Source organism: Pseudomonas sp. CF161 (assembly GCF_000416215.1).
Lineage (GTDB): Bacteria > Pseudomonadota > Gammaproteobacteria > Pseudomonadales > Pseudomonadaceae > Aquipseudomonas.
On record NZ_ATLP01000101.1, the window covers coordinates 35,592 to 46,095 of the forward strand.

Annotated in this window: 8 protein-coding genes; 7 read left to right on the forward strand and 1 reads right to left on the reverse strand. The window is 67.7% G+C overall.

The features are described from left to right. Nucleotides 1-32: 32 nt before the first annotated feature. Complete coding sequence (locus CF161_RS22625) at nt 33-4,211, forward strand: putative Ig domain-containing protein (RefSeq protein WP_020298944.1); 4,179 nt, start codon at nt 33-35, stop codon at nt 4,209-4,211. A 91-nt stretch (nt 4,212-4,302) separates the two neighbouring features. Here the strand turns inward: CF161_RS22625 and CF161_RS22630 are convergent, their stop codons facing one another. Further along, the gene (locus tag CF161_RS22630) at nt 4,303-4,821 is read right to left on the reverse strand and encodes an SgcJ/EcaC family oxidoreductase (RefSeq protein WP_020298945.1); all 519 of its coding nucleotides are present in this window, start codon (nt 4,819-4,821) and stop codon (nt 4,303-4,305) included. Between the two features lie 172 nt (nt 4,822-4,993). Between CF161_RS22630 and CF161_RS22635 the strand changes: the two genes are divergently transcribed. The 6 genes from CF161_RS22635 to CF161_RS22660 form a co-directional block, all read left to right on the forward strand. Beyond that, nucleotides 4,994-6,178 carry a sensor histidine kinase gene (locus tag CF161_RS22635; protein WP_020298946.1) on the forward strand — a complete coding sequence of 395 codons (1,185 nt, stop codon included), beginning with the start codon at nt 4,994-4,996 and terminating at the stop codon, nt 6,176-6,178. After that, a complete protein-coding gene (locus CF161_RS22640) occupies nt 6,175-6,837 on the forward strand; it encodes a response regulator transcription factor (RefSeq protein WP_020298947.1) in 663 nt (220 codons plus the stop codon). The genes CF161_RS22635 and CF161_RS22640 overlap by 4 nt, the downstream gene beginning before the upstream one ends. Beyond that, nucleotides 6,834-9,152 carry an ATP-binding protein gene (locus tag CF161_RS22645; protein WP_020298948.1) on the forward strand — a complete coding sequence of 773 codons (2,319 nt, stop codon included), beginning with the start codon at nt 6,834-6,836 and terminating at the stop codon, nt 9,150-9,152. Before CF161_RS22640 ends, CF161_RS22645 begins: the two co-directional genes overlap by 4 nt. Continuing rightward, on the forward strand, nt 9,149-9,595 hold the full coding sequence (locus CF161_RS22650; protein ID WP_020298949.1) for a response regulator: 447 nt from the start codon (nt 9,149-9,151) through the stop codon (nt 9,593-9,595). Before CF161_RS22645 ends, CF161_RS22650 begins: the two co-directional genes overlap by 4 nt. Nucleotides 9,596-9,722: 127 nt before the next feature. Beyond that, the gene (locus CF161_RS22655) at nt 9,723-10,250 is read left to right on the forward strand and encodes a sigma-70 family RNA polymerase sigma factor (RefSeq protein ID WP_020298950.1); all 528 of its coding nucleotides are present in this window, start codon (nt 9,723-9,725) and stop codon (nt 10,248-10,250) included. Continuing rightward, the coding region (locus CF161_RS22660; RefSeq protein WP_020298951.1) for a DUF4880 domain-containing protein at nt 10,247-10,504 on the forward strand (258 nt) is incomplete at its 3' end. The genes CF161_RS22655 and CF161_RS22660, both read left to right, overlap by 4 nt.

The window sequence follows — 10,504 nt, forward strand, 5'->3', positions numbered from 1 at the left end:
ACCCCAAACCGGTCGCAAGGCAGGAAGCCCTCATGAGAACACCGCTGACAGCGCCAGGTAACTGGCTGACACGCCCGCTGATTTCACTGTTTCTGTTGCTGGTCATGCTGACCATGAGCAGCCAGGCCATGGCGGTTGCCCCCGTGATCACCAACCCGGCCTCCGGCACCACCTTGCCCACCATTGCGGTGGGCCAGAGCATGAGCATCACAATCTCGTCCGTCGGCGGCACCCTGCCCCTGGACCGTTGGGCGGAGTGCGACGCCAACGACCCGGACTACGATGGCGTGACCCCCTGCCTGCCGCCGGGCCTGATCCTCGACGCGTCGCCCGGCAGCGCGACGACGGTGTTGCACGGCACCCCGACCACTGCGGGCAACTACACCTTCAGCATCACCCTCAATGACGGCCACAACGACGGCGGGGTCGCCACCTACAACCTGCTGGTCACCAGTTCCGCGACCCCGACCCTGACCTCGGTCGCCCCAAGCAGCGGCAGCACCGCAGGCGCCACCTCCGTCACCCTTACCGGCACCAACTTTACCGGCGCCACGGCGGTGACCTTTGGCGGAGCAGCAGCCACGGGTTTCACCGTCAACAACGCCACCACCATCACCGCCACCACCCCGGCCCACGCCGCAGGCACGGTGAATGTGGCGGTCACCACGCCAGGCGGCAGCGCGACCCTGACCAATAGCTATACCTACACCGTGCCGGCCCCCACCGTCGGCCCGGTCAGCGCCACGTTCGCCGCCAACAGCAGCGCCAATGTGGTCCCCCTGAGCCTCAGCGGCGGCGCCGCCACCAGCGTCGCCGTGGCCAGTGCGGCCAGCCACGGCACCGCCACCGCCAGCGGCACCAGCATCAGTTACACCCCGACCGCCGGCTTCTCTGGTTCCGACAGCTTCACCTACACCGCCACCAACGCCAGCGGCACCTCCAGCCCAGCCACGGTGACCATCACCGTCAGCCCGCCCAACTTGACGATAACGCCGACCACTCTGCCCAACGGCACTCAGGGCACGGCCTATAGCCAGACCGTCAGCGCCTCCGGCGGTACCGCGCCCTACACCTACACCCTCAGCGCCGGCAGCCTGCCGACCGGCCTCAGCCTGAACACCGGCACCGGCGTGCTCAGTGGCACACCGAGCGCCAGTGGCACCTTCAACCTGACCCTCACCGCCACCGACGCCAACAGCGCAACCGGAGCCCGTGCCTACAGCGTGCTGATCAACGGTCTGGCGCCGCCCGTGGCAGGCGCCGTCAGTGTCACGCTCGCCGCCAACAGCAGCAGCAATCCGATCACCCTCAACCTCAGCGGCGGCGCCGCCACCAGCGTCGCCGTGGCCAGCGCGGCCAGCCATGGCACCGCCACTGCCAGCGGCACCAGTATCACTTACACCCCGACCGCCGGTTACTCCGGCGCGGACAGCTTCACCTACACCGCCACCAACGCCGGCGGTACGTCCAGCCCGGCCACCGTGACCATTACCGTCAGTGCTCCAACCCTCGCCGTCGGCCCGTCCATCCTGAACGCGATGATGGCGAACAGCGCCTTCAGCAGCACCCTCAGTGTCAGCAGCGGTACCGCCCCCTACACCTTCGCCATCACCGGCGGCAGCCTGCCCACTGGACTGACCCTGAACACTTCGACCGGCGTCATCAGCGGCACGCCCACTGCCGGCGGGGCTTACAACTTCACCGTGACCGCCACCGACGCCAATAGTGCGACGGGCTCTCGCTCCTATTCCGGAACAGTCAGCAGCGGACCGCCGATTACCAGTACCGTTGGTGCCACGGTCGCCGCCAACAGCAGCGCCAACCCGATCACCCTGAGTATCAGCGGCGGCGCCGCCACCAGCGTGGCCGTGGCGAGCGCCCCCAGCCATGGTACCGCCACCGCCAGCGGCACCAGCATCACTTACACCCCGACCGCCGGTTACTCCGGCGCGGACAGCTTCACCTACACCGCCACCAATGGCAGCGGTACGTCCAGCGCAGCCAACGTCTTGATCACCGTCACGGCGCCGAACATCAATGTGTCCCCGAGCACCCTGGGCGCGATGACGCTGAACACTGTCTTCAGCAGTACCCTGAGTGCTACTGGCGGTACCATCCCCTACACCTTTGCCATCAGTAGTGGCAGCCTGCCCACTGGCCTGTCCCTGAACACTTCGACCGGCGTCATCAGCGGCACGCCCACTGCCGGCGGGGCTTACAACTTCACCGTGACCGCCACCGACGCCAACAGCGCGACCGGAGCCCAGGCCTACTCCGTGATCGTCAGCGTTGCCCCGCCAATCGCTGGTGCGCTCAGCGCCACGGTCGCCGCCAACAGCAGCAACAACCCGCTCACCCTCAACCTCAGCGGCGGCGCCGCCACCAGCGTCGCCGTAGCCAGCGCGGCCAGCCATGGCAGCGCCACCGCCAGCGGCACCAGCATCACTTACACCCCGACCGCCGGTTACTCCGGTGCGGACAGCTTCACCTACACCGCCACCAACAGCAGTGGCACCTCAAGCCCGGCCACCGTCAGCCTGACCGTCAGTGCGCCCACCCTGGTGCTGACCCCAGCCTCCCTGGGGGCCGGCACCACAGGCAGTCCCTATAGCACCACCTTCAGCACGTCCGGCGGCACCGCGCCTTACACGTACAGCCTCACCGGCAGCCTGCCGGCCGGCATGACCCTGAACACCAGCAGCGGCGTGCTCAGCGGCACACCGACGGCCAGCGGCAGCTACAACCTGACCATCACCGCCACCGACGCCAACGCCGTCACCGTCTCCCGGCCCTATACCCTGACCATCGCCGCCGTGCCCGTCACCGTGCCGGCGTCGAGTCAGATCCTGGCCTCGGGGCAGACCGCCACCGTCGACCTGACCCAGGGCGCCACCGGCGGCCCCTTTACCCTGGCGACGCTGGGCACCGTGACCCCCGCCTCCGCCGGCCGGGCGATGATGATGGGCCCGTTCTCGATGCGCTTCGTACCGTCGGCGGCCTTTGTCGGCACCGCGATCGTGACCTTCAGCCTGCAGAACGGCAGCGGCTCCAGTGCCGCCAGTTCCGTGAGCTTTATCATCGAGGCACGCCCGGACCCGAGCAGGGATGCCGAGGTGATCGGCCTGCTCAACGCCCAGACCCGGGCCGCAGAACGCTTTGCCAGCACCCAGATGGACAACTTCAACCGCCGCCTGGAGCAGTTGCATCAAGTGTCCTGCAACCGCAACTCGTTCAATGCCAGCGTGAGAAAAGACGGGCATGACGTGCCCATGCAGGAAATATCCAGCGCCGTGCAGAAGCAACTGGGCGGCTCGGCCAACACCACCGACGAAGAGAAGAGAAAGACCGCAGCCGAAGTCGAAGACGGCTGCAAGCAAGACGCCATCGCCTACTGGAGCGACGGCTTCATCAACAACGGTTCGACCCACACTCGTGGGGCGCGGGACAACAGCTTCACCACCCTGGGCCTGAGTGCCGGCGTCGACTATCGCCTGTCGCCAACCGCGATTGCCGGTATCGGTATCGGCTACGGCAACGACCGCAGTGACATCGGGGACAACAAGACCCGCAGTGACGCCGACGCCATCGGTATCGCCACTTACCTGAGCCTGAACGTGGCACCTCAGGTGTTCGTCGACGGCCTGCTGGGCTACAACCGCATCAGCTTCGATTCGCGGCGCTACATCACCGGCAGCAACGATGACTACGCCAAGGGTTCCCGTGATGCCGACCAGTTGTTCGCCTCGCTGACCACCAGCTACGAGTACCGCCAGGGCCCGCTGTCGCTCACCCCTTACGGGCGCTTGAACGCCAGCACCACGCGTATGGACGCCTTCCGTGAAAGCGGCGGCGGCATCTATGGGCTGTCCTATGACGAGCAGCGGCAACAGAACTTCACCTCGTTTATCGGCCTGCGCACGGGGTATGACGTGCCGACCCGAATCGGGGTGATGACGCCCAAGGTCGGGCTGGCCTGGGGTCACAATTTCAGCGGCAGCAGCGATTACAAGATGCGCTACACCGACCAGGGCGATGACGGCATTCTCTACCGCTTCAAGCCCGACCCGCTGGACAGCGATTTTGCCAACCTCGACCTGGGCCTGGACTTCAACCTGGGTCGGGCCTGGCAGATGGGCTTCTCCTACAAGACCGCCCTGGGCAGCGACGAGCGCAGCGACACGTTCCGCATCGGCGTCAACGGCAAGTTCTAGCCCGCTGCAACGGATGACGCCGGCCCCGGCGCCATCCGCCCCGCCTGCACCCTGCGCCCATCCCGTGGCGCAGGGCCATCAACGTCCTGCCTTACTTGCCGGCGTGCAGCACCTGCGGCTCCGGCATGGCCGAGGAGTGGTGGTTGAGGATCTTCCACTGCCCGCCTTCCTGCTCGTAGACAAAGGTGTAGCGCGCCTGGACCTGGCGGCTGCGACCGTCGGTGCCGGTCAGGGTGAAGGTGTAGACGCCGCTGTCCATGGCCACATTGCTGCCCAGTTGGCGGATTTCCCGGTAGTTGATCTGGCCCACGGGCTTGAGTGCCAGGAAGTGCTCGAAGTAGTCCTTGATCTGCGCCGGGGTGGTGCGCACCTGGTTCGACACCGTGGGCTGCAACACCGCATCCGAGGCATAGAGGTCGACCACCGCCTGGGCGTTGCCGGTCTGCAAGGCGCCGTTCCAGCGGTCGAACAGGCCGGCGATTTCGCGATCCTGCTGGTTGCTCGGCTGTTGCGCCACGCTGCTGTAAACGTAAGGCACGGTCTCCAGGGCCTGGGCCAGGGGCGCGCCCAGGGCCAGCAACATGACCAGGGCCGAGGTTTTCAATTTCATGGCGATTCTCCAGTGGGGGGCAATGGCCACAGTCTGTGGTCCGGCGCGCGCGCCGCCATCGGCCAACCGGAGGCATTTGCCTATGCCATTTGGCAGATGGCCGCCGGGCCCGTTAACACGGTTTAATAGCGCCCCTGCCCGAACGAGCGTGCCTGAGCGCCGGAGCCGCCCCTTGCCCACCCCGCCCCATGATCCCGCCAGCGCCCTGGCGATTCGCACCCAGTATCGCCAGGCGCAAAGCCGCGCCGCACGCCTGCGCCTGCTGGTGGACACCGGCCAGGAACTGACTCAGCTCAGCCCCCACGCCAAGCGCCAGCGAGTGCTGGCCCGGGCCTGTGGGTTCCTGGCGATGGACCACGCCCTGCTGCTGGAATGGGACGCCGCCGGTGAGGTCCACAGCCGCGCCAGCCTGGGCAACAGCGAGCGCCTGCAGAGCCTGGCCCGCAGCGCCGACCGCGGATTGCACGCGCCGCACTGGCAGGAAAGCCCCGGGGCGCCGTTGCCCAGCGAGCTGCGGGTGCCCTTGCGTGGCGGCGATGGCAGCAGCTTTGGCGCCCTGGTCCTGGCCAACAGCGTCAGCATCAGCGCGCCGGACAACGAAGACCTCGAATCCCTGCAACTGCTGGCCACCCTGCTCGCCGCACACCTGGAGAACCAGCAGTTGCTCGATACCCTGGTGGCCCGCGATCGCACCTTGTCCGAGCTGGTGGACCGCCTGTTCCGCGCCCAGGAAGACGAACGCAAGCGCGTGGCCTACGACCTGCATGACGGCCTGGCGCAAACCCTCGCCGGCCTGCACCAGCGTCTGCAAGGGTTTGCCGGTCGCTGCCCGCCCCTGCCCGGGGCGCTGGACAGCGACCTGCAGGACATCCTGGCCCTGGCCCAGCATTGTGTGGGCGAAGGCCGGCAATTGATCGGCGGGCTGCGGCCGACGGTGCTGGATGATTTCGGCCTGCTCAAGGCCGTCGACAAAGAGGCCGATCGCCTGCGCGACGCCGGGATCCAGGTGCTGTGGCACCAGCGTTGTGCGGCGCGCCTGCCGAGCCAGACCGAGATCGGCCTGTTTCGCATCGCCCAGGAAGCCATCAACAACATCCTCAAGCACGCCCAGGCCAGCCAGGTGCAACTGGCCCTGGAGCTGCATGCCGGCCAGGCCTGGCTGCGGGTCGAGGACGACGGCCGGGGCTTTGCCCGGGAGCAGGCCCTGGACAGTGCCGACACCCAGCACCTAGGGCTGGCAGCGATGCAGGAACGGGCCAGCCTGCTGGGCGGGCGCCTGACCTGCACCAGCCACCCCGCGGCCGGCACCCGGCTGCTGGCCTGCGTGCCCTGTGCCGCGCAAGGAGCCCTGGGATGAGCACTGCCCGCAACCCCGTGCTGCGCCTGGTTCTGGCCGACGACCATGAAGTGACCCGCACCGGCTTTGTCGCGCTGCTGGCCGGTCATCCCCAGTTCGAGGTGGTCGGCCAGGCCCGCGATGGCCAGGAGGCCGTGGCCCTGTGTGAACGCCTGCTGCCGGACATCGTGATCCTCGATATCCGCATGCCGCTGCTCAACGGCCTGGGCGCCGCGCGGCTCCTGCAACAACGCTTGCCGGAGTTGAAGGTGGTGATCTTCACCATGGACGACAGCCCGGACCACCTGGAGGCGGCCATGAACGCCGGGGCCGTGGGCTACCTGCTCAAGGACGCCAGCCGCAACGAAGTGATCGACGCCCTGCAACGGGTGGCCGCTGGCGAAGCCGCGCTGAACAGCGCCGTCAGCGCGCGCCTGCTGCGGCGCCTGACCGAGCGCGGCAGCACCGGGGCCGCCAGCGAGCAACTGACCCCGCGCGAGCGCCAGGTCCTGGGGTTGGTGGCCGATGGCAGGAGCAATCGCCAGATCGGCGAACAGCTTGGCATCACCACCGGCACCGCCAAGGCCCATGTCGAACGGGTAATCGGCAAACTCGGCGCCGCCGACCGGACCCAGGCCGCCGTACGCGGCATCGCCCTGGGCCTGGTGACGCAACCATGAGGCTGGCGCGCGCCCGCTACTGGGCCAATCTGCCGCTGCGGGGCAAGGCGCTGGTGGTGATTTCCCTGCCGCTGGTGATTCTGTTGCTGTCCCTGGTGCTGATCTACACCACCGAGCGCCAGACTGCCCGCGCCGAAGAGGACGTGCGCCGGGTGCTGCTGGTGCAGGGCGATATCCAGGCCGTGCACACCCTGCTTGCCGAAGCGGCGGCCAGCGTGCGCGGCTACCTGCTGACCCGGCGCGAAGACTTCCTGCCGGCCTATCGCCAGGCCCGGCCGCTGATCGACGCCGCCCTGCAACGCCTGGACAGCAACGTGCGCGACCCCCGGGTGCGCGAACAACTGGACGCCATTGCGCCGCTGATCGACAGCAAAGTCGATGGCCTGGCGGAGATGCTTGAAGACCGCCGGGCCACCCCGGAGCTGATCACCAACATCCTGATCAACAACAAGCACATCCTCGACGAGCTGCGCGAACGCATCGCCACCATGCGCACCCTGGAAGACCGGCTGCTGGCCGAGCGCACCATCGCGGCCGCCGCCACCCGTGAACGCCTGCTGCTGTCGACCTGGCTGGCGGCGGTGTGCGGGCTGTTCGGGGCGATTGTCGCGGTGCTGTTTCTGTCCAAGGGCATTGTCGCCCGGGTGCAGCAGGTGCAACGCAATGCCCAGCGCCTGGCCCTGGGCCAACCCTTGTGGCCGCAACCGCCGGAGCAGGATGAGATAGGCCAGTTGGGCACCCGCCTGGTGGAAGCCGGGCACCTGCTGGCCGAACGTGAACGGGCCCTGCGCGACAACGAGGAACGCCTGCGGCTGATCATCGACGGGGTCAAGGACTACGGCATTTTCGCCCTCGATACCGACGGCCACGTCACCAGTTGGAACGCCGGCGCCGAACGGATCAAGGGCTACACCGAACAGGAAATCATCGGTCGGCACTTCTCCCTGTTCTACCTGCCCGAGGAGTGCCCGCAGCATCCCGAACTGGCCCTGCGCGAAGCCACCCGCGACGGCGATTTCATGGAAGAGGCCTGGCGCTGCCGCAAGGACGGCAGCCGGTTCTGGGCCAGTGTGGTGATTACCGCGCAGTACGACGCCAGCGGCGCCTTGCGCGGGTTTTCCAAGATCACCCGCGACATCAGCGACCGTCGGCTGGCGGAAATTGCCCTGCGCACCGCCCGCGAAGAAGCCGAGCGCGCGAGCCGTGCCAAAAGCGAATTTCTGTCGCGCATGAGCCACGAACTGCGCACCCCGCTGAACTCGATCCTGGGCTTCGCCCAACTGCTCGACATGGACGCCTCCCACGCGCAGAAGGCCCAGGTCGGGCACATCCTGCGCGCCGGGCAACACTTGCTGACCCTGATCAACGAGGTGCTGGACATCGCCAAGATCGAGGCCGGGCGCCTGCCCCTGAATATCGAAGCCGTGCCCCTGGCCCAAGTGCTGCAAGAGGCCCTGGCGCTGGTTTCGCCGATGGCCGCGGCGGCCGGGATTCAGGTCCTGGAGCTGCCGGCGCTGGCCGACGACAGCGGCATCGTCGCCGACCGCCAACGGCTGGTGCAGGTGCTGCTGAACCTGCTGTCCAATGCCATCAAATACAACCGCGCCGGGGGCCGGGTGCAGATTGAGGTCAGGGTCGAGCCACCACGCATCACCGTGGCCGTGGTCGACAGCGGCAAGGGCATCGCCGCCGAACGCATGCCGCAGTTGTTCAAGCCCTTCGAGCGCCTGGAAACCGACCCCAATGTCGAAGGCACCGGCCTGGGCCTGGCCCTGAGCAAAAGCCTGCTGGAGATGATGGACGGCAACCTCAGCGTGCTCAGCCAGCCCGGCGTGGGCTCGAGCTTCACCCTGGAGCTGCCCTTCGCCCGCCTGCCACACCACCCGCCGCCGCCCCCGGCGATCGCGCCGATTGCGGCCCCGGCCAGTAGCGTCGGATACCGCGCCAGGGTGCTGTGCATCGAGGACAACCTGTCGAGCCTGGCCCTGATCGAAACCCTGCTGCAACGCCGCCCAGGTATCAAACTGCTGTCGAGCATGCAGGGCCAGATGGGCCTGGACCTGGCCGACCAGCACGCGCCGCAGTTGATCCTGCTGGACGTGGCCCTGCCGGACATGGACGGCCTGACCCTGCTGCAACGCCTGCGTCGCTCGCCCATCACCTGCGCCACGCCGGTGCTGATGATTACCGCCGATGCCAGCGAGCGCACCCAGCGGGCGCTGCTCGATGCCGGGGCCACGGCCGTGCTGACCAAGCCACTGCATATTCCGGCGTTCCTGTCCCACCTCGACCGACACCTGCCGGAGCCCCTGTGACCACTGACCTGCGCATCCTGATCATCGACGACCAGCGGCCCAACCTGGAGCTGATGGAGCAACTGCTGGCCCGCGAAGGCCTGAGCAATGTGCTCAGCAGCACCGAGCCGCTGCGCACCCTGGACCTGTTCAACAGCTTCGAGCCGGACCTGGTGATCCTCGACCTGCACATGCCGGAGTTCGACGGCTTTGCCGTGCTCGAACAACTCAGCCGGCGCATCCCCCAGGGCGAGTACCTGCCGATCCTGGTGCTGACCGCCGACGCTACGCGCGACACCCGCCTGCGCGCCCTGGCCCTGGGCGCCAACGATTTCATCAGCAAGCCCCTGGATGCCCTGGAAACCATGCTCCGGGTCTGGAACCTGCTGGAAACCCGGGCCCTCTACAACACCCTGCGCACCCTGGTGCCGGCGGACCGCATCGACTTGCTGCGCCGCCGGTAAGCCCTTCGGGAACCGGTCTGCGACCTTGCACCACGGGACCCGGGGCGCCACGGCGAGCAATGGCTGATTGCAATGGCGCCGCTCTATCGGCATCATTTGATAATAATTTTCATTAGCTTTCGCAACCATGCCGCCAACCTCCCTCGATGTTTCGCCCCTCCAGGCGCGCAATCACGCGCTGTGCCAGCTGTTCGGCGCCCACCACGGCTGGCTGCGCGAACGCCTGCAAGCACGCCTGGGCTGCCGCCATGACGCCGCCGACATGGCCGCGGAAACCTTTGCCCAGGTCATCGCCCTGCCCGATCCCCAGGCCATTCGCGAACCGCGGGCCTTGCTGACCACCATCGCCAAACGCCTGATTTTCGCCAGTTGGCGGCGCCGCGACCTGGAGCGGGCCTACCTCGAAAGCCTGGCCCAACAGCCCTTCGAGCAGGCGCCCTCGGCCGAGGAACAGGTCCAGGCCCTGCAAGCGTTGCTGGCCCTGGACCGGATGCTCGACGGCTTGTCGCCCATGGGCCGCAGCGCCTTCCTCTACAGCCAGCTCGAAGGCCTGACCTACGCCGAGATCGGCCAGCGCCTGGGTATTTCCGCGCCCCGGGTGCACCAGTACGTGGTCAAGGCCCTGGGCCTGTGTTACCGGGCGCTGGAAGCATGAAGCAGCGCCCCATGCCCCAGGCCGTGCACCAGGCCATCGAATGGCTGGCCCTGCAACGCTCGGGGACCATGAGCGATGAGCAGCGCCAGCACTTTGCCCAGTGGCTGCAGGCCAGCCCGGAGCATGACCAGGCCTGGAGCCGCCTCGAACAGCGCCTGGGCCAGGCCTTCAGCGAGGTGCCGGCGCGCTCGCGCCAGGTCCTCGACAGCAGCGGCCACAACCGTCGCCAGTTGTTGCGCGGGGCCCTGGGCCTG